Here is a 21,619-nt window from a genome sequence, read left to right as displayed (position 1 = left end):
TATTTTAGGGGGCTATATTATGAAGTATGAAAAATATAAATATTTAGGATTTTTAGGGTTATTATCATTAATAGGGCTTAAGGGATTTATAACACATAATTATTTATGGTTTATTTTATTTATAAATTATTTATGGTTTACTTTCTTTTATGATAATAGTATAGTTTACAAATTACAATTCAATAAAAAGTGATAGTATATGAAAGTTATACAAAAACAACAACTATTGTTTAAGTTCAATAATTGTTGTTTTTTATATTCAATATTGAGAAATTAGGATTGTTTTGATTATAAATAATTTAGTATTAGTAAAATATTTTTTAAATAATCCATTTATAGTATAATTATAAGATGAATAATTAATTGGAGTAAATAAATATTACTATAAACTTACAAGAAATAAATAACTAGTAAGGGAGTATTAACATATATGATCACTGATAACAAGGTATCTATAGAAGCGCTTGAGAGATTAAGAAATAATCAGAGCTATATAAAAGTTATAATTGATAAGATAAATTTTTTAAATAATAAAGTAGCTAAAGAGATATTAAATGAATTAATTATCTTTTCTAAAGAAAATAATCTTGATTATGTATATTCATGGACTTTGTATAAATTAGGAAGGATATATGTTGTAGAGGATTCATATCAAAAAGCTAATGAATTATTTAATGAAGTATATGAGATTTTTCATAAGAATAATAATATAAATGGAATGATATCTGTAATTGCTGGATTTATAGCAAGTGAGTGTATGCAACATAAATATACATCTGCAATACAATGGGGAATTAAAGGTATAAGGTTAGCTGAAGAAGCTAATAATATTGAATTGTTAATTATCATTAAGGGTAATTTAGCAGGGGTATATATTGTTATAGAAGAATATGAAAAAGCAATTGAAATTTTAGAGCAAATTGAGCAAATTCCATGGATTGGAACTGATGTAAATAAAATAGATATATATTTAAATAGAGCAATTTGCGAGCAAAGGATTAATAATTTAGATAAAGCTTTATATTATATTGATTATATTGAAGAAATAGCATTACAACATCCTCATTATGCTTTAAACTGGCTATTAGAAAAGGCTAAGATTTATATAAAGAAGGGCTTGACTAAAGAAGCAGAGGAAATGTTATTAGAAGTTATTAGAAAGCGTCAAGAAATCGAAGAGGTTGAGATAGATAGTGAATCGTTAATTTATTTAAGTAAAATAGATGTAATTAATGAAAAATATCAATTAGCAATAGAGAGATTAAATAGCATTGAAGAAAAGGTATTAAAAGATAGAGACTTAACTAATATTAGAGATATGTATAATATTTATAATTTAGCTCATAAAGGATTAAAGCAATATGAAAATGCATATTTTTATTTAGAAAAATGGCTTGAAATTGAAAAGGAATTAAGAGAGATTCAAGAAGAAACAATTTTTACTGTTTTAGATGAACAGAAAAAAAATATGTTAGATAAAAATTATAAAATGTTATATGAACAAAATCAACTTATTTATAAGGTTGGGCAAAATATAATATCAAATCTTAACAAAAAAAATATATTTAAGGTTATTGCTGAGGAAATAAAAAATATTATAAAGTATGATATTATTGAAATTGTAGTTTATAATGAGAAAACGAAAACATATCAATATCAATTAGTAATACAAGAAGATAAAATAATTAACTTTAATAGTGTTGATATATATGACTATGGATTTGCAAGTTATAGTATTAATCATAAAGAAGATATACTTATTAATGATATAGAAAACCAATACCATAGGTATATAGATGATCATGATAAATATTTTAATTATATTAACGAAGAATGTAACTGGAGAAGTGGAAAACTTACAGAATCTTTAATGTTTGTTCCAATGATAATAAAAGATAAGGTTGTTGGGAATTTATGTGTTCAGAAATATGAAAAAAATGCTTTTGATTTAAAAGACTTAAGTACTTTAAAAATATTATCTACATACATTGCTATAGCATTAGACAATTCTTCTTTATATAAAAAAGTTCAATATAATGCAAATTATGATTCATTAACAGATATTTACAATAGACGTAAGGTTATAGAAAACATAAATAAGTTAAGAGAAAGAGTAGATTACGAACGGGAAGAGTATTATATTGCTATGATGGATATTGATAATTTTAAAAAGATAAATGATGTCTATGGACATGGCATAGGAGATAAGGTTTTAGTTGAGATTGCAAGTATAATAAGGAAGCTAATTGGGCCAGATGATATTGTTGGAAGATATGGTGGAGAAGAGTTTGTTATTATTATTAAAAATCAAAATAACAATTTTAAAAATACTATAGAATCATTTAGACGAGGGATAGAAGATCTAAGAATTAAAATTAATGATAATAAATACATTAATATAACAACTAGTATTGGTGTTGCAAAATTTGATATTAAAAGTATGACTTTAGAAGAAAATATAGCACTAGCTGATAAATCTCTATATAAAGCAAAAAATTTAGGTAAGAATATAGTTGTTTATTGGTAATAGATATAAGGGAATAGAGTAATTACTATTCTCTTTTTTTATGTACGAGAAAGTATAAAAAAGTTAAATGTTAAAGCTAGTTATATAAATAGGTTTCAAGATTTAAAGTTGTAAATTTTATTACACGAAGTGAGCATGATATTAGCTACTTTGTTCTATTAGTTGAAAATGTAAGTAGATAAATATAAATAAAAAAAGAGGTTTAAATAAAAATAACTATTTATAAAGTGATTTTTGATTAAACCTCTTTTTATTAAGTATTAGTAATAATTATTAAGCATTTATATTTGAATCATTAGTTTCAAATCCACAAAATATCACAAAAAGTTTCTTTTGAGTAAAATTTAGTATTTTGTAGTAATATATTTCTTTGAATCTACAATTACTGTAGGATTATTTTTAAAGTAATTAATAATAATTTCAGGCATTTCAAGTACTATTTCTTTCACTACTTTACATTTATCGTAGCACTCATATCCACCAGCACCACTTGCTCTATAGTTATTCATAACTAAAGTTAATTTTTTATTATCATTAAGTTCTTCACCTTTATATTTTATAGAGATAACTCTATTTCCAACTTCTTTATTTAAATCAAAAGTATATTCAATATTAGCAAAAAAGTCATAATTATAATGCTCTAGCTTTGGCTTTAAGAAGCTTTCAGAAATAGAAATTTTACCGCTATCATTATGGAAGTAACTTGCAGTTCTTTCAAGTGCTAATTTTAATATTTCTCTATTAACTTCAAGAACAACTAAAGTATTAGGGTATGGATAAGTAGATAAAATATTTCTTACTGATATATTTTTATTGAATCCATGTATAACATTTGCAAAAGCAGTACAAGAAATATCAGCATCACTTGTTTCTAGTTGAATTTGATTTATGAAGTTAGCTAAATGTGAACCATTTAGTGCCATTTCAAGGCGATCACCAGGTTGAAGTTCTGTGCTTAAAAAACCAACAGGGGTATCTAACCATTCTTGAACTTTATTTTCTAAAGGTAAAAATTTATTAAGCATTTCTTTGTTTGGATTAAGTTTAATTTCCTCTAATGAAGATGTAATATTAATTAAACCATTATCATCCATTGTAAGATTAAGTTTTACAAATTTGCTTCCATTATGAGGAGTTTGTGCTATATGAGTACCAAATATAGTTTTGTTACTCATTGGAATATGTTGATGACCTGTAAGTAGGATATCAAAATCAAATTCCTTGCAAAGTTTAAATGCGATATTTTCCTTAGTAGTACTTAATAATTTATGAGATTCTAAATCATTTTCAAAACCACCATGATAAATACCAATAATTAAATCACACTTAGATTTTACTTCATCAAAATATTTTACGACAGCATCAAAAGTATCTGTAATATCAATTCCAAGAATATTTTCAGGACGTTCCCATCTATTTATAAAATCAGTAGTGATTCCTAAAATTCCAACTTTTAAGCCATTAGCCATAGTTTTTATTTGATAAGGTTGGATGGGTAAATCTCCTGTATTATCAATAACATTTGCACAAATGCATTTTGCATTTAAATTATTTAAATATTTATTTAAATATTTTTTACCATAGTTAAAATCATGATTTCCTAAAGTTACAAAGTCATATTGTCCTTCATTAAAAATTGTGGCAATAGGATGTACATCAAAATCAGTATTACTTAAATAGTTAGTGAAAGGAGATCCTTGAATGGTATCGCCGCCATCAATGATTAATGTATTATCATCTTTTTCAAAAGAATTAATTATGTTTAATATTCCAATATTTTTTTCAGTTGTATTTACATAATCTGTTGGATAAATATATCCATGAAGATCAGAGGTAAAATATATTTTTAAATCTTTCATTAATAAGCACCTCTTCGTTAGTAAGTATATAAGTATTATGATTATAGCATATTTTTTATTTTAGATAGTAGCTTTAAATTATAAAAGGTATTAGTAGCATAAAATTAACATTATTTATTGATGTGAATATAATTAATTAAAGGCAAATAATGAGATAATGATAGAGGTGATTTAAAATGAAGGTCATAAGTGAATCAGAGTTTGTAAATGAAGTCAAGGATGGGTTAGTGTTAGTAGATTTTTATGCAGAGTGGTGTGGACCATGTAAAATGCTTTTACCATTATTAGAAGAAATTAATAGTGAAGATGAAAATATAAAGATTGTAAAGGTTAATGTGGATAATTCACAATTTTTAGCTAATTATTTTGATATTAAATCAATTCCAACATTAGTATTATTAAAAGATGGACAGTTTATACATCGATTAACAGGTTTTAGGCCCAAGAGTGTTATTAAGCAACTAATATCACAAGGGAAAATAAGTGGAAATTAGATAATTACTAAAAATATATAGTTCACTATTAATAAAAAGTATAATTCAAGAGAGGTATATTTATTATGGAAATAACTGATTTCTTAACACAAAATTTCCTTTCAACATTTACAGGAACATTAGTGGCAGTTGAATTGGTGGTATTTGTTACAAAAGATTTTCCTTTAATAAAAAAGATACCTACGAAGATATATACATTAATATTAGCAATAGCTCATTTAATGATAATAAAAACGGCTACAGGAAGTATAGTAATGAGTGTAGAGTGTTATTATAGACTGTTTATAAATTCATTAGTAGTAGTGCTAATATTATGTGGTGGATATGATACAATTATGGAGAAATTTAAATCTATAAAAGATATTACAAGTGATTTAGAAAGTGAAGTTAAAGAGATTGAACAAAATGGTAGTAGTGCAAGTAGTGAAGATCAAAAGAATATAGAAAATAATAATGAAGAAGGTAAATAATTAATAAAGGGTGCTTACATAACTTTGGTAAGCACTTTTTATTATATTAAGTTATGAATGCTTTTTTATTTCTTTTTTATTTTTCCCCAGAAAGGAACCTAGGCCTAATCCTAAAAATAAAAATACTATAGGACATAATGCAAGCCAGAACATGTTATCTGTTATGAAAAATATAATGGAGCCTATTAATACTCCTAATATTAAACCTATGATAGTACCCCAATATAAGAATTTATCAGCTATCTTTTGAGCGGGGCTTACTTTAATTTTCTTTTTATTACTCATTTTATAACCACCTCATAAAAGTAAAATATTTATATTAAGTGAAACTCACTATTTACTTTCCTTCATAGTAGTAAGTTCATTTAACCAAATTAAAATTTGAAAATTCATCTATAGGAAAATTATACAATAAATGTAATGACATTAATAGGGTATTCTATTATGTATAAGCTATAATTTATTGGTTTGTAAACGGATTTAATTATAATAAATTGCTTTTGAAATTTGAGCTATTTTTTCTTCAGCATCAGTAAGTTCATTAAATAAATATATCCCTAATTACTATGTATATATTTATATTAAATCTCAAACCTTAAAATATATGAATTAATAATATATTAGCAACTGAAATTTAAATGAATTTAAGAAGATTTTACGGGTATTATGCTAAAATTATAAAGAAAAAGTGAAAAGATTATGGAGGAAAATATGAGTTATAAAATATTAGTTGTAGAAGACGACAATCAAATACAAGAATTGATAGTAGAATTCTTATCTTCACAAGATTATGATGTTGATGTGGCAAATGATGGAGTTGAAGGTTATGAAAAGTTTAAAGAAAGTAAATATGATGTAGTAATTTTAGATGTGATGATGCCAAGACTTGATGGACATTCATTATGTAAAATGATAAGAAATTTAGATAAAGAAGTATCAATTATATTTTTAACAGCACTAGGCGATGAAGAAAGTGAGATAAAAGGATTTGATTTAAATGCAGATGATTATATTATCAAGCCTTTTTCATTTAATATATTGATTAAAAGAGTAGAAGCTGTTTTGCGCAGAAAACAAAAGGAAGAGAAGAAAAGTGTAATATTAGAATTTGAGGGATTAAAATTAGATTTACAAACTTTTAAATCTTATATTGATAATGAGGAAATTGAACTTACTTTAAAGGAATTTAATATATTAAAACTAATGATAAATAGTTATCCAACAGTAGTTTCAAGAGAAAAATTAATTGAAAAAATATGGGGCTATGAGTATTTTGGAGATACTAGAGTTATTGATGCTCATATGAAAAATATTAGAAAAAAAATAAAAAAGGATTATATAAAAACTATAAAAGGTGTGGGATATGTTCTTGAAAAGTAAATGGAGAAATTTAAGCATAAAGAAAAAGATATTTTTGTGGAGTAGTTTTATTATAATAGTTTCATTTACTTTACTATATATATGTATGTATTTTTTTATGCCTAGAATTTATGAAGTTTACAAAGTAAATAATATAAATGAAAAGATAAGAGAACTAAAATCTCAATTATCAAAGGATGAAGATATAGATATTAATGAGCTTCTTGATGAATTTTCTTATAAAAATAATTTGGATATTTTACTTGTAAATAAAGATGAAAATAATTTAATAAACCAAATTATTTATTCATCATTTAGGGAAGGAGCAAATGAACCTAATAATATTCCATTTTTATATAACCATGTACAATATGAACCATTTAAAAGCTTTCAGAAATATAGTAGTGAATTTAATTTAGGTGTTAGCGTAGCTAAAGATAAATTTGTATATGAATTAATTAGCAAAAATGAAAGTTTAAATATAGATGAAGTTGTTTATGTTAAAAGTTTAGATAGTGCATATCATATGATTGTACATTTCCCAGTTAGCCCAGAAAATGAAGCAAGTGATAGTATTATACTATTTTTACCATTTGCCATTTTTGCAATAGTGATTATAGCATTTACTATTTCAAGTTTTTATTCAATGTTAATAAGTAGACCTTTGCTTAATATTAATAAAGTTGCTAAAAAGATGGCTAATCTTGATTTTGATCATATTATAGAAGTTAATGGTGAAGATGAAATAGGAGAACTTTCAAATAGTTTAAATTTGATGAACAAGAATTTAAAAGAATCCTTTGAAGAATTAGAAAGAATAAATTCTAGGCTTACAGAAGAAATTGAGATAGAAAGAAAGCTAGAAAAGGAAAGAAGAGAATTCGTTGCTACTATTTCTCATGAATTAAAATCACCTATAACTATAATAAGTGGGCAATTAGAGGGGATGATTTATAATATTGGTAAGTATAAAGATAGAGATAAATATTTAAAAGAATCATATGATGTTACACAAAAGATGAGTGAATTGGTTCAGGAAATATTACATTTAAGTGAAAGAGAAGATGGTGAATTTAAATATAATTTTGTAAGTGTTAATTTAAGCAAAGTTATAAAAAGCGTATTAAGAGAGCTGAGATATTTTATTGATAAAAAGAAATTAAAGTTGATAACCAAAATAGATGAAGACATTTTAATAATTTCTGATGAAAGGCTTATTAAAAAAGTAATAACGAATATTATAAAAAATGCAATAATATATTCTCCAAACAATGAAAGTATAATAATAAGTTTATCTAAAGAGGAACTAATGGTTGAAAATACAGGTGTTTCGATACCGAAAGATCAAATTGGTGAAATTTTCAATGCATTTTATAGAGTTGATAAATCTAGAAATAGAAAAACAGGTGGAACTGGATTAGGTCTTTATATAGTAAAAACTATTTTAGATAAACATGAAAATATTAATTATACTATAGAGAGTAGCGAAAATTCAGTAATTTTTAAAATGAAATTTATTAACTAGAATTAATGATTATTTTCATATTTTAATACTACTTTTGATAAGATTTTGAATCCAAAATTTTATCCACAACTAATAATGAAAAAACCCTCTGTTTTTAAACAGGGGGTTTTTCAACGAACTGGAAAAAATAAATATTATATTCTAATATAATATCTATTTTTTTGATTAAAGATAATAATTTTAATTATGCTAAAAAATAAATTGATATTATTTTACAGGAATTAAGTTACCACCATATAGCTTCATTTCTTTAAATTTTATTTTAAAAGCTTTTTGATAAGCTTTTATAGCTTCTAAATCACGTCTAGTACCAATACATATTGAATTTCCTGAAAGCGTACCACGTGCAGTTCTTCCAGCTCTATGTAAGTATTCATCTGGATTTGCAGGGAAATCCATGCTTATAATATGAGTAACTTCTGGAATATCAAGTCCACGAGCTGATACATCTGATGAAACTAAAACATTAAATTTACCATTTCTAAAAGCTTCGATAGATCTTTGTCTTTGTTCCTTAGATGCATTCCCATAAATTCCAGTAGATTTAACTTTATGATAATCTAATTTTTCATTTATATTTTGAAGTTCAGTACTATTATTTACAAATACAATAGCTCTTTTAGGATTTTCAGCAGCTAAAAATTTTCTTAGTGTTTCAAATCTATCTCTAAATTCACAAGCTATATACATATGTGAAATGTTAGGGTTAAGTTCAGAATTATTTGAAGATTTAATAATTTCAACTTCCTTAACTAAATCTTTAGCAATAGTTAAAGAAATTGGATTTATACTAGCTGAGAAGAACATAAGTTGTCTATCTCTCATTGTAGTTTTAATAATATCTTTAATTATTGTAGATTTATTTTTAGCTAAAAGGCTATCTGCTTCATCCATAACAATAGTTTTAATTGTATGTGCAGTTATTTTTTTCTTTTTAATTAAGTCTAAAACTCTTCCTGCAGAACCTACTATTATATGTGGTTTTACCTCTTTAAGTCTTTTTATTTGTTTTTCAATGTTTGATTCACCCATTATTGTTAGTGATGTTATATTCATATTTGAGTTTTTTGCAAGTAATTTAACTTGGGCATCTATTTGCATAACTAATTCATGAGTAGGTGCTAAAATTATAGCTTGCATTTCTTTCTTTTCAGTATTTATTTTTTGAAAAATAGGGCATAAATAAGCTAATGTCTTACCACTTCCAGTATGAGATTCTGCTATTATATCTATATTTTCTAAAGCCTTTGGAATAGTAAGCTTTTGAACTTCTGTAGGTAAAGTTATTCCTTGAAGCTTTAATCCTTCTATTATATTTGAATTTAAATTAAGTTCATTAAATGACATATTCATTTTATTCTCCTCAGTTAATAATAATTATCTATTTTAGTATACACTAAAAATAATTTAAGTATAGAAATTTATTTAATTAAATGTAAAATGATTTTTAAATATTAGTACATAATAATAGTATATTAAAATGAATAAAGTAAAAAAAAGGAGGAAAAAATGAATAAATTGTTAACTTAATGTTTAATTTTTGTTAAAAATATAAAAACTTTTTTCGAAAGTATACGTATACTCTTAGTAGTAGAGCCATTTTAAGTTGAAAAAGAGTATTAATATGATTAGAAAACTAAAACTTGAATTTTAGTACCAAAGTGATAATATTATTAAAGTAAGTTAAAGTCAAATACAAAGGAGAAAAAGAGATGAAAGATGCATTTAAAATTTATAAGAATGATATGAAAAATATCTTTAAAAATTATGGTGCACTAATTGTTGTTATAGCATTATGTATACTACCATCTTTATATGCTTGGTTTAATATTAAAGCATCTTGGGATCCATATGCTGAATCAGCTACTAGTGGAATTAAGATAGGAGTTGTAAATAAAGATTTAGGAGCAACTTTAAATGGCAAAGAAGTCAATTTAGGAAATGATGTAGTAGATGAGCTAAAAGATAATAAGCAGATGGGATGGCAATTTGTAAGTGAGGAAGAAGCAACAAAAAATGTTGAAGAGGGCAAATACTATGCCATGATTACAATTCCAGAAGATTTTTCAAAAAGTCTTACATCTGTAATTACACAGGATGTTGAAAAGGGTAATATAATATATACAGTAAATGAGAAGATAAATGCAATTGCACCTAAACTTACAGATAAGGGAGCAAGTGCTATACAAGAAAAGGTAAGTAAGGCAGTTGTAGAAACTGCAAGTAATGCAATATTTGGACTTGGAAAAGAGTTAGGAACTGAATTAGAAAATCAGCTTCCTAGATTAAATAATGTTTATAATCAATTATTAGAGGTTCAAAGTCAGTTTTCTAATATAAATGATGTTGTAAATTTAGCTGGAGATGGAGCAGATAAATTAAAAACGTTAATTTCAGATATTCAAGATGATATTCCGCTAATAACTGAAACATTAGAAAACTCACAAAAGTTAGGCGCAAATTTAGAAGAATTTTTAAGTACTTCAAAAAGTAATTTAAATAATATTGCACCTGTAATAAAGAATGATATAAAAATATTAAATGAAATTGCAAATGAAATTTCTACTAATACAAGTGCTTTAATTGATGCGATTAACTCAGGGTCAGAATATGCACCAGAAATAGTTGATAGTATTTTAGAAAAGTTAAACAGCATAAATAAGAGTGCTGAATCATTAACTGGAATATTAGAAACTATGAATAAATTTAATCCAGGAAAGTTTGACGATATTATAAGCACCTTAACAAATGTACAAGGGGCAATAAATAAGTCAATTACTGCATTAAATACAGTTAAAGATAGTATAGCTAATGGTGGAAAGCCAGATTTAAGTTTATTAAACAATGTAATATCATTTACTAATGATATAAGCAATATTACAAATAATTTATATAATAACTTTGATGCAAATATTACTAACAAAATTAATACTATTTTTGATGATGCATATACAGTTGCAGATAATGTAGTATCAGTATTAAAAGAGGCACAAGATAAATTACCACAAGTAACAGATATTATGAATACTGTTTATGAAGGTGCTGATAAAGGTATTGAAGGTATTGATTTTGTAAAGGCAAAACTTCCAGAAGCTGAAAACCTACTTAATGATTTAATAAGTAAAATTGGAAGTGTTAATGATAGTGCAGATATTAAAGAAATTATAGATTATTTAAAGAGTGATGTTGATATAAGAAGTGACTTTTTATCAAACCCAGTTAATCTTATAGAAGATAAATTATTCCCAATGGGTAACTACGGAACAGGAATGACACCTTTCTATACAGTATTATCATTATGGGTAGGATTGTTATTATTATCTTCTATGCTAACTGTTGAAGCAAAGGGTGAATATTCTGCAGTATCACAGTATTTTGGTAAAATGATGCTATTTATGACTATATCAATAATTCAAGCAGTAATAGTATCATTAGGAGATTTATATCTTTTAAAGATATATTGTGTAAATCCAGCTTTATTTGTATTGAGTAGTGTATTTACTAGCGTTATATTTACATTTATATTATATTCACTATGTTCAGTGCTTGGAAATGTAGGTAAAGTATTAGGAATTGTACTACTAGTTTTACAATTAGGTGGTTCAGGAGGAACATTCCCTATTCAATTAACACCAAAGTTCTTCCAAACAATTAATCCATTTTTACCTTTCACTTATGCTATTTCGCTTGCAAGAGAAGCTATAGGTGGAGTAGTTCAAAGTGTATTAGTTAAGGATATAGTTGTTTTGTTAATATTTGGGGCAATCTTTATATTAATTTCATTATTCTTAAAGAAACCAATTAATAAATTATTACACGGATTTACTGAGAGTGTTGAAAAGAGCGGTATTGGAGAATAGATTAAAAGGTATTTTATAATAATAGGCGATGTATTTGTTTTTAATACATCGCCTATTAGTGCATAAGTATAAGTGAAAAATTAGTAGTAAATATTTAAAAAGTATGATAAAAGTAGAGAAGGAAAGAACTAAGAAGCTATTAATTCCATTAGATAAATATAAAAAGTAAAATAACCTCTATAGATTAGATAAATAAGGCTATCTAATCTATAGAGGTTTTTATTATATAAAAAACAACTTTGGGGATAGTAGATTCTAAGTTAGGAAAATATTTTAGTATTTTTTAGGTTACACTAAGTTATAAGATGAGTATAGTCTTTGGAGGAATTAACAAATGAAGAAGGATGTATTTTTGAAAGATGTCAAAAATGGAACAGAAATAAAAACAGCATTAATGGTAATGAGGGTAATATTTAGAGATACAAGTAAGGTTGTATGTATTTTAGCAGATAAAACAGGTGAAGTAAAAGCAACTATACCAAATAAAACAAGAGATATTGTTGAAGGAAAAGTTATTGAAATAGAAGGTAAGAGGGATGTTAACTTAGAGGTTAAAAAATATTCATTGGTAAAAGATTATAATGCTATAGATTATTTGCCTACAGTAAAAAGAGATATAGAAGATATTATGAGTGAAATTGAGATGTATACGAGTGAATATATAATTTCAAGAGAAGGAAAAGCTTTAAATGATTATTTCTTTAAAGATGAAAGTTTTTTAGAAAAGTTTAAAAGAGCTATTGGGGGAGTTTCAATGCATCATAACTATATAGGGGGATTAGCTGAGCATACATTAGGAGTAATGTATTTAACAATTGTTCTTTGTGAAAAATATGATTGTAGAAATAAAGAAGTTGCAATATTAGCAGCAAAGCTACATGATATAGGTAAAATATACGAATTATATTATGATGGGCCATTTAAGTATACCTTAAGGGGTGAGATGGAAGGTCATATAGTAATAGGAATAGAGATGATAGAAAAAGCATTTAATGATAACCCAGATTTTTATAGTGATGATTTTATTACAAGAATAAAAGGGTGCATAGTACAACATCATGGAAAACTTGAATATGGATCACCTAGGGAAATGAGAATGGAGGAATCTTTTATTCTTAATTATGCAGATTCTATTGATGCAACTATGAATAAAATAGAACAAATAAAAGAAAAAACAGAAGCTGGAAGTTGGTCAGAGTATGATAGGAGAATTGAAACAAAGTTATATTTGTAGATTAAAATTAATATTTTAAGGTCATGATTTAATTAGATGAATTTTTATATGTTTAAATTTAATTTTAGTAATTTAAGTCATGTAAATTTTGGTGAATAAAACAAAGAAAAATTTATTTGTAGCTAATTTAAAATAAGTAGAATTATTATAAATAAGGGAGAAGATAATATGAATGGATTTAAGGATAAATTAAATGAAGAAGATATATTTGTAGAGAGTGAAAGTAGCAATACTTCAATAGTAAATGTTGAAAGTATAGTTAAATCTAATAATAAAAATAATTTTAATGATTTAAAAGAAAATATAGATATAGAAAGAGAAAAGTTTGGGAAAAATAATAAGTAAATATTAAATGAAAAAATATATTTTATAGTTTTAATTATATAATGAAAAATTAACTGTTTTATAAATTGACTCAGATAGTTAATATGTATATAATCTTTTATAATAGTGAGGTGGAGAGTATGAGTAAAAGAAACAATAAAAAGATTATTTTTGGAGCTTTGTCAGCAGTTGTAGCATCAGTTGCAGCTGGGATATTAGTTAAAAATAATATGGATAAAAAAGCTAAAAATCAAGATGAGAATAAGAAACAAAAGAAAAGTAAAAATGTATATTACACAGTACATTTAAATGATATTTATAATACATACGATGATAAAACTATGTCAGAAGAAGATATGATAGAAGAATTTAAAAAAGAAACATCATTATAGCAAATGAAGGGTATTTACTATTAATTTATTTTTCTTTATTACATACAAGTGAATTAATGGTAAATGCTTTTTTGTTATTTAAATTTAATAGAGAAAAAATAGTTGGTATTTTTTATGAATTCTTATATTATAATAGGAACGTGAGATAGTTACATTTTTAAATGGTAAAAATAATAGCTTTATTACCATAGAAAATTATGCTATAATTACCACGGTATATTTTTATTATTGGAGGATTCGACATGAAACACATAAAAACAATCAATAAAACAAACATCAAAAACAGTCTTTGCAAACCAGGTTGCAAAGAATGTGCAAACTCATGCCAATCAGCTTGCAAAACTTCTTGCACAGTTGCTAACTTAGAGTGTGAAAACTAATTAAGGACAAGCAGTAACTATTTATTAGTTACTGCTTAACTTTATAAATGAGATTCTAAATCTTCGATTTAGTTAATCGAATTTACTCATTCGACCAGAGGGAGAAGGAGTTTCCTTCGAATTGAAATCTGTGATTTAGCTAACTGAATTCACTCATTTGAGTGGAATGAGAAGTAGCTTGCTTTAAATTAGAATCTTTGATTTAGTTAGTAGAAGTTGCACAAAGTACACTTTATTCGACAAATGGAATAAAGAGTTTTATTGTAATTATATGAAGGTTGAGTTTATCCAATTGATATTAGGATTAAATGAATTATTAGGTTGTAATCGCGAGAAAGAGCGTATTAATAAAAAGAATATTAGGAGGAATTGAAATGGCTTTAATACACAAATTTAAACAAGGAGATAACTTCTTTGTTTTAGACGTTAATACAGGGGCTGTACATATTGTAGATGAATTAGTTTATGATTTAGTAGATGATAATAAACTAAGAGAGAAAGAAGAGCTTATAAAAGAATTTGGAGCTAAATATGGTGAAGAAACTATATCAGAAGCTTATGAAGAATTATTAGAGCTTATAGATGAAGATATATTATATTCAAGAGATCAATATGAAGATATAGCACATTCATCAATGGATGATAGAGATTATATAAAAGCAGTATGTTTAAATATAATTCATGGATGTAATTTAAGATGTAAATACTGTTTTGCTGATGAAGGTGAGTACAATGGACATAAAGGGGTAATGTCTGTTGAGACAGCAAAAAAAGCAATAGATTACGTAGTTAAGAGAAGTGGTCCAAGAAGAAACATTGAAATTGATTTATTTGGTGGAGAGCCAACAATGATCATGGACAAGGTTAAAGAAATAATAGCTTATGCTAGAGAAAATGAAAAAGCTTGGAAAAAGAATATTAGATTTACTATGACTACAAATGCAACTCTTTTAACTGAAGAAATGATGGACTTTATGGATAAAGAAATGGGTAATATAATTCTTTCGTTAGATGGTAGAAAAGAAGTTAACGATAATGTAAGAATTAAAGTTGATGGAAGTGGTTCTTATGACGATATACTTCCAAACATTAAGAGAATGATTGAAAAGAGAGATAAATCTAAGCATTACTATGTAAGAGGAACATTTACAGGAGCTAACACTGACTTCTATGAAGATGTTAAGGCTATGGTAAACGAAGGATTTAGAGAAATTTCAATTGAACCAGTAGTTTTAGAAAAAGGACATTTATTAGAGCTTAAAGAAGAACATTTACCAGAAATATTTGAAAATTATGATAAGCTATATAATGAAATGGCTAGAAGAAAGAAAGAAGGAGATGAATTTAACTTCTATCACTTCAACATTGATTTAAATGGTGGACCATGTGTTTATAAAAGAATTTCTGGATGCGGGGCAGGATTTGAATATGTTGCAATAACTCCACAAGGTGAAGTTTATCCATGTCACCAATTTGTAGGTAAGGAAGAGTTTAAGCTAGGAAGCATTTATGATGATACTTATGATGCTGAATTAGGTAAAAAGTTTAAGAAGGCGCATATCTACAATAAGCCAAAATGTAGGGAATGTTGGGCAAGATTCTACTGTTCAGGTGGATGTCAATCAAACAACTTTGCATTTAATGGAGATATGAATATTCCTTACGAATTAGGATGTAAGATGCAAAAGAAGAGAATTGAATGCGCAATAGCACTTAAAGCTGAATAATACAAATAATAAGGACAGGCATTTTGCTTGTCCTTATTGTTTATTATTAGGATATATTGGTTTATAATATTAATAAATATTATTGAATAAAGCAGTAAAATTTATATGTTCTGTTAAAGTAAAAAATACGTCCGTGTACAAGCAAGTACACAAGCTATAAATAAGAGGTGATATATAAATGAAAGATTTTATTTTTGATAATGGATTAAAGTTAATTTATAAAAAAAGCAATAGTGAATTAAGTTCTATATGTATAGCATTAGAAGCAGGGGCAGTAAGAGATGGTGAAAAGCTTGGAGTAGCGCATGTAACTGAGCATATGGTTTATAAGGGAACGGAAACAAGAAGTGAAAAACAAATAAATGCAGAATTAAGTAGCATATTTGGATTTCAAAATGCTATGACTAATTATCCTTATACTGTGTTTTATGGAACGTTATTAAATGAGGATTTGGAAAAAGGATTAGAGTTATTTTCAGATATTCTTTTAGCTCCAGTATTTACTGAAGAAGGGTTTAAAGAAGAAATGGAAGTAATAAAGCAAGAGCTTAAGGAATGGGATGAGGATTTAGAACAATATACAGAAGATAAGCTTTATTATAATTGCATGAACAATAGAAGACTTAAGTATCCTATTATAGGAACTGAAGAATCATTAAATAATATGACAATAGATGATGCTATAGATTTCTTTAATGATTATTATTGTGCAAATAATGCAACTATAACTATTATTTCAAATTTAGAATTTGAAGATGTTAAGAATATAGTAGAAGAATGGTTTATTGATTGGAGAAGTGAAAGTTTACCTGTAGATGATGGAATAATTAGTAAACCAGATAGTGGGATATTTATAGATAAAAAAGAAGATATAAATAGTGCAAAGGTGCAAATTATATTTCCTATAGATAGTTTAAATCAATGGGAAATAAAAGCATTAAGAATTTTTAATCAACACTTTGGAGAAGGTGTAAATTCAGTATTGTTTGACGCATTAAGAACTAAATATAACTTAGTTTATGATGTATTAACTAGAGTTTCAAATGAAGAGTACATAAAGGTATATAAAATTACTTATAGTACAGCACATGAAAATGTAGATAAATCAATAGAGCTTGTTAAAGATTTAATACAAGGTGTTGATTCTTATAGGGAAAAGTTAAAAAAAGAAGATGTTGAAAAATTAATAAAGAGTTTCAAATTAAAGAGATTATTTTCAAATGAACAAAGTGTAAGATTAGCTATGGGAATAGCAACTTATGATATCATGTTTGGAGATGGAATGTTATATATTGATGAAACTGAAGATTTAAATAAAATGCCTATAGATTATATTGTTGATACAGCTAAGAAAGTATTGAAGGATATGACTGTACAGGTAATAAGTAATTAAGAAGAGGAAAGTATGAGTAAAAAGGTACCTTTATTAGAAGAAGTATTAAAGTATAAAAAAGAAGATAATCTTATTCTTTCAATGCCAGGAAATAAAAGTGGTATTGGGTTTCTAAGAGATGATATAGGAAAAGAATTTGCATTAAATATGGGATTCTTAGATATTACAGAGGTAGATCCATTAGATAATCTTCATGCACCAGAAGGAGTAATAAAAGAAGCACAAGAATTATTAGCAAAAAGTTATGGAGTTAAGAAGGCATATTTTGTTGTTAATGGTAGTACAGCAGGAAATTTAGCTTCTATTTTTGATGCTTTTAATGAAGGGGATGAAGTTTTAGTAGAGAGAAATTGTCATAAATCAGTTTACAATGGACTTATTTTAAGAAAGTTAAAAGTAAAATATATAGAACCTGTAATTCACGAAGACAAGGGGCTATTTTTGCCACCAACTGAAAAGGAAATATATAAAGCATTAGATAGATGTAATAATGTAAAGGGAGTAATCCTAACTTATCCAAATTACTTTGGAATAGGATACGATATTTTTAATACATTAAAAGATTTGAAAAAAAGAGGATTGACTATAATCATAGATGGAGCACATGGAGCGCATTATGGCGTAAGTGAAAGATTACCTAAATCTATAGCTAGATATACAGATTATTTAGTATTAAGTGCACATAAGACTTTGCCTAGTTTAACTCAAGGTTCATATCTTTTAGTAAATAACGATAAGAATGTTGATTTTTATTTAAAAGCATTTATGACAACATCACCATCATATTTAATAATGTCATCATTAGATTATTCTAGATATTATTTAGATAATTATGGTCAAGAGGATTATAATAAATTAATAGATTTGGCAAATAAGTGGAGCGTTAAAATTAATAAATTAAATAAAGTAAGTGTTTTAAAAAATGAAGATTTACCGCAAGGGTATAATTTAGATTTAAGTAGATATATATTAACTTTACCCAAAGGATATAGTGGACATAAATTGTTAGACTATTTGCGATGTATGAAAATACAATGTGAAATGAGTTTTGCATGTGGAGTAGTATTAATTTTATCACCTTTTAATTTAGAAAAGGATTTTGAAAAGATTTACAATTCAATTGAAAAGTTAGATTTATCATTAGTAATAGATAGTCAATATCAAAATTATTATAGTATAATCCCGCAAAAGGCATTAGAGCCTTATGAAGTATTTGATAAAGAATTTGAGTATGTTGATATTAATAAAAGCATAGGGGAAATTTCAAAGGAAGCATTAATTCCTTATCCACCAGGAATTCCATTAGTTTGTAGCGGTGAGATAATATCAAAAGAAGCTGTTGAAATTATCGTTGGATATATAAGGAATAATAAAACAGTAATGGGCATAGAGAGAGGATTAGTAAAAATAATAAAGTAGTAAAAAGTAAATTATTAAATTTAAATAAATACCTATAGTAAAATTTCAGAACTATGAGATATCATTTGAAGGATATGAAGCTATGGATTATAAGGTTACAGAAGTAACTAAAGAAGAAGGGTTAGGTAATTAAAAGAGTTGAAAATTTGATTAAATCAGAAACAGGTAAAGAATTTGTAATGATTATATGGGAAAAAGTCAAATAATATTTAAAAAAATTACAATATAGGTAAAAATATATTGTAATTTTTCTGTTCATGAATTAAAAATACGAAATTTTAATGAAAAAGCAAGAGTGTAGCAAAATATTCATAAAAATTGGTTTATTTCAGCGTAAAAATATGTATAATAAAGGTATATTTAAATAGAAGGAAGGGTGGTCATCATTAATAAATTAAAGATATTAAGTTTATTAATACTTTCAGGAATATTAATTACTCCATCTCATATAGCAAGAGCGGAAAGCATTTATAATGTATCTGAAAGTGATTTAATTAAATTGTTAGAAAAATACAAGAATGAAGAAATTGTATTAGAAGATGGATTAGTTTTAACAGTAGGACAGGCTATTGATTTACCAATAGATGAAGGTTGGACTATATACAATGAAAATGTAGCTGAAATAGTTGATGGAGAACTTGTTGGAAAATCAATAGGTAGTACTTATGTATCTCAACAAACAGAGGACACCGTATATATATTAGAAGTATGCATAACGGAAGATGGTATAAGCACAGCTAGTTATTCAAGAAGCAATGTTAAGAATGTAGATAGGAATTATTATAAAGTATTTATTGATCCAGGACATGGTGGAGTTGATAATGGAGCTGTACAAAATGGAGTTCTTGAAGATGAACTTAATTTGCAAATATCTAAAAAGATAGAAGCTAAGTTAAAGGCTAGAGGTGTAGAGGTTAAGATGAGTAGATATGACGATACATATCTATCTTTAACTGATAGAACTTATATGGCTAATAAAGAGGGGTCAGATGTATTTGTTTCTATACATCAAAACTCAGCTACAGCTTCTAGTGCAAAAGGAATTGAAACTTATCACTATCCAACTAGACAAGATGGTAAAGAATTGGCTACAGATATACAAAATGATTTAATACAAACAACAAATGCAACTAATAGAGGTGTGAAAACAGCAAATTATGCAGTTATTAGAACTGCAGAAATGTCTTCAAGTCTTGTAGAATGTGGATTTATTTCAAATCCAACTGAGGCTCAGAACCTAAGCTCTAGTAGTTATCAAGATAAGGTTGCTGAAGGAATTGTTAATGGAATAATGGATTATTTAAATAATAATGTTATATTAAATAATTCAGGGACACAAAAACCAGAAGATTCTACAACAGAAGGTGTACAAACAGGTATTGTAAAAGTAAGTGGTGCATTAAATGTAAGAAGCGGAGCAGGGACAAGCTATTCTGTTTTAGGATCATTAAGCAATGGAGCTAAAGTTGAAATTGTAGGTACAAGTGGTAGTTGGTATAAAATAAAATATGGAAGTGGTTATGGATATGTAAGCAAGGATTATATAACTGTTTCTTCAAGTAATGACTCTAATAATGGAGGCTCAAACAATAATACAACAACGCCATCAACAAGTACAACAGGAACAATAAAAGTTAATGATACATTAAATGTAAGAAGCGGAGCAGGGACAAGCTATTCAGTAATAGGATCATTAAAGAATGGTGCAAGTGTTGAAATAGTAGAAACAAGCGGAAACTGGTACAAGATAAAGTATGGAAGCGGATATGGATATGTTAGTAAGGATTATGTTACAGTAAATTCAAGCAACAGTGATACATCAAATAATGGAAGTTCTGACAATACTACAACAACACCATCAACAAGTACAACAGGAACAATAAAAGTAAATGGTGCATTAAATGTAAGAAGTGGAGCAGGAACAAGCTATTCAGTAATAGGTTCGTTAAATAATGGAGCAAGTGTTGAAATAGTAGAAACAAGTGGAAGCTGGTACAAGATAAAGTATGGAAGCGGATATGGATATGTTAGTAAGGACTATGTTACAGTAAGTTCAAGTAACAACGATTCAAGTTCGAGCACTACTACAAGTACTTCAAAGGGAATTGTTAATGTTTCATCATCGTTAAATGTAAGAAGTGGAGCAGGGACAAATTACTCTACAATAGGAACGTTAAGTAAAAATGAAATAGTTGAAATAGTAGAAACTGTTAATTCGTGGTATAAAATTAAATTTAATAATGGATATGGATATGTATCTAAAGATTATATAGTATTACAAAATAGAAGTATAGCTGAAGCTACCGCTATGAAAGAAGCAACTGTAGTTACAGTTGCATTAAAAGTAAGAGAAAATAATGATTTTGAGTCAGATATAATTGGAACAATAGCCATGGGAGAAAAGGTTTCTGTTTTAGAAGATAGTGGTGAATGGAGTAAAATAAGCTATAAGCAATCAAATGGATATATTTTAAATGAATATATAGATTTTAATATAGCATAATTAAAAACTAGTATTAGAGTTATGTAATAGTGTTTTGTGGATATAATAAATATATACATAAAATAAATATTACATAACTCTTTTAATTTATTGCTAGTAAAAATTTAAAATATGTGTTAAACTGAATAACCGACTATAAATAAGCAAAAGAGG

General features: G+C 26.2%; 18 protein-coding genes. 15 read left to right on the top strand and 3 right to left on the bottom strand.

Translation table 11 applies throughout. The features are described from left to right. Window positions 1–19 precede the first annotated feature (19 nt). Complete coding sequence (locus tag I4V63_RS03070) at window positions 20–193, top strand: hypothetical protein (protein WP_195999833.1); 174 nt, start codon at window positions 20–22, stop codon at window positions 191–193. Window positions 194–430: 237 nt separating this feature from the next. Next, window positions 431–2,527, top strand: a complete 2,097-nt coding sequence (locus I4V63_RS03065; protein WP_195999832.1) for a GGDEF domain-containing protein — start codon at window positions 431–433, stop codon at window positions 2,525–2,527. 344 nt (window positions 2,528–2,871) lie between these two features. Here the strand turns inward: I4V63_RS03065 and I4V63_RS03060 are convergent, their stop codons facing one another. Further along, window positions 2,872–4,386 (bottom strand): bifunctional UDP-sugar hydrolase/5'-nucleotidase, encoded by a 1,515-nt coding sequence (locus tag I4V63_RS03060; protein WP_195999831.1) that lies wholly within the window; start codon window positions 4,384–4,386, stop codon window positions 2,872–2,874. A 176-nt stretch (window positions 4,387–4,562) separates the two neighbouring features. On the opposite strand from I4V63_RS03060, the gene trxA reads away from it, so the two are divergent. Further along, entirely contained in the window at window positions 4,563–4,880 is a 318-nt protein-coding gene (gene trxA, locus I4V63_RS03055) for a thioredoxin (RefSeq protein ID WP_195999830.1), read from the top strand. Window positions 4,881–4,945: 65 nt separating this feature from the next. Next, window positions 4,946–5,350, top strand: coding sequence for a hypothetical protein (locus tag I4V63_RS03050; RefSeq protein ID WP_195999829.1), 405 nt, complete (start codon window positions 4,946–4,948; stop codon window positions 5,348–5,350). 51 nt (window positions 5,351–5,401) lie between these two features. Here the strand turns inward: I4V63_RS03050 and I4V63_RS03045 are convergent, their stop codons facing one another. Then, window positions 5,402–5,635, bottom strand: a complete 234-nt coding sequence (locus I4V63_RS03045; protein ID WP_195999828.1) for a hypothetical protein — start codon at window positions 5,633–5,635, stop codon at window positions 5,402–5,404. A gap of 426 nt (window positions 5,636–6,061) precedes the next feature. On the opposite strand from I4V63_RS03045, the gene I4V63_RS03040 reads away from it, so the two are divergent. After that, window positions 6,062–6,730, top strand: a complete 669-nt coding sequence (locus I4V63_RS03040) for a response regulator transcription factor (protein ID WP_195999827.1) — start codon at window positions 6,062–6,064, stop codon at window positions 6,728–6,730. Beyond that, window positions 6,720–8,234 carry a HAMP domain-containing sensor histidine kinase gene (locus I4V63_RS03035; protein ID WP_195999826.1) on the top strand — a complete coding sequence of 505 codons (1,515 nt, stop codon included), beginning with the start codon at window positions 6,720–6,722 and terminating at the stop codon, window positions 8,232–8,234. Before I4V63_RS03040 ends, I4V63_RS03035 begins: the two co-directional genes overlap by 11 nt. Window positions 8,235–8,441: 207 nt before the next feature. On the opposite strand, the gene I4V63_RS03030 is transcribed toward I4V63_RS03035, so the two are convergent. Beyond that, on the bottom strand, window positions 8,442–9,587 hold the full coding sequence (locus I4V63_RS03030; RefSeq protein WP_195999825.1) for a DEAD/DEAH box helicase: 1,146 nt from the start codon (window positions 9,585–9,587) through the stop codon (window positions 8,442–8,444). A 359-nt stretch (window positions 9,588–9,946) separates the two neighbouring features. Here I4V63_RS03030 and I4V63_RS03025 point away from each other — a divergent pair, with 359 nt between their 5' ends. The 9 genes from I4V63_RS03025 to I4V63_RS02985 all read left to right on the top strand — a co-directional run bounded on the left by I4V63_RS03025 (window position 9,947) and on the right by I4V63_RS02985 (window position 21,466). Further along, the gene (locus tag I4V63_RS03025; protein ID WP_195999824.1) at window positions 9,947–12,094 is read left to right on the top strand and encodes a YhgE/Pip domain-containing protein; all 2,148 of its coding nucleotides are present in this window, start codon (window positions 9,947–9,949) and stop codon (window positions 12,092–12,094) included. 334 nt (window positions 12,095–12,428) lie between these two features. Further along, on the top strand, window positions 12,429–13,328 hold the full coding sequence (locus tag I4V63_RS03020; RefSeq protein WP_195999823.1) for a 3'-5' exoribonuclease YhaM family protein: 900 nt from the start codon (window positions 12,429–12,431) through the stop codon (window positions 13,326–13,328). A gap of 168 nt (window positions 13,329–13,496) precedes the next feature. After that, a complete protein-coding gene (locus I4V63_RS03015) occupies window positions 13,497–13,673 on the top strand; it encodes a hypothetical protein (protein WP_195999822.1) in 177 nt (58 codons plus the stop codon). Window positions 13,674–13,792: 119 nt separating this feature from the next. Then, window positions 13,793–14,044 carry a hypothetical protein gene (locus tag I4V63_RS03010; RefSeq protein WP_195999821.1) on the top strand — a complete coding sequence of 84 codons (252 nt, stop codon included), beginning with the start codon at window positions 13,793–13,795 and terminating at the stop codon, window positions 14,042–14,044. Window positions 14,045–14,286: 242 nt separating this feature from the next. Next, window positions 14,287–14,424, top strand: a complete 138-nt coding sequence (scfA, locus tag I4V63_RS03005; protein WP_003371542.1) for a six-cysteine ranthipeptide SCIFF — start codon at window positions 14,287–14,289, stop codon at window positions 14,422–14,424. Window positions 14,425–14,798: 374 nt separating this feature from the next. Beyond that, window positions 14,799–16,151, top strand: a complete 1,353-nt coding sequence (scfB, locus tag I4V63_RS03000) for a thioether cross-link-forming SCIFF peptide maturase (RefSeq protein ID WP_195999820.1) — start codon at window positions 14,799–14,801, stop codon at window positions 16,149–16,151. 178 nt (window positions 16,152–16,329) lie between these two features. Continuing rightward, window positions 16,330–17,544, top strand: coding sequence for a pitrilysin family protein (locus tag I4V63_RS02995; RefSeq protein ID WP_195999819.1), 1,215 nt, complete (start codon window positions 16,330–16,332; stop codon window positions 17,542–17,544). 12 nt (window positions 17,545–17,556) lie between these two features. Continuing rightward, entirely contained in the window at window positions 17,557–18,963 is a 1,407-nt protein-coding gene (locus I4V63_RS02990) for an aminotransferase class I/II-fold pyridoxal phosphate-dependent enzyme (protein WP_195999818.1), read from the top strand. Between the two features lie 376 nt (window positions 18,964–19,339). Continuing rightward, window positions 19,340–21,466: an SH3 domain-containing protein gene (locus I4V63_RS02985; protein WP_195999817.1), complete on the top strand. Its 2,127-nt coding sequence runs from the start codon at window positions 19,340–19,342 to the stop codon at window positions 21,464–21,466. Window positions 21,467–21,619 lie beyond the last annotated feature (153 nt).

The sequence above is a fragment of the Clostridium sp. 1001271B_151109_B4 genome, assembly GCF_015670405.1.
In the GTDB taxonomy this organism is placed as follows: Bacteria; Bacillota; Clostridia; order Clostridiales; family Clostridiaceae; genus Clostridium.
Note: the sequence above shows the minus strand (reverse complement) of the source record. Positions and strands in the feature narration are given on the sequence as shown.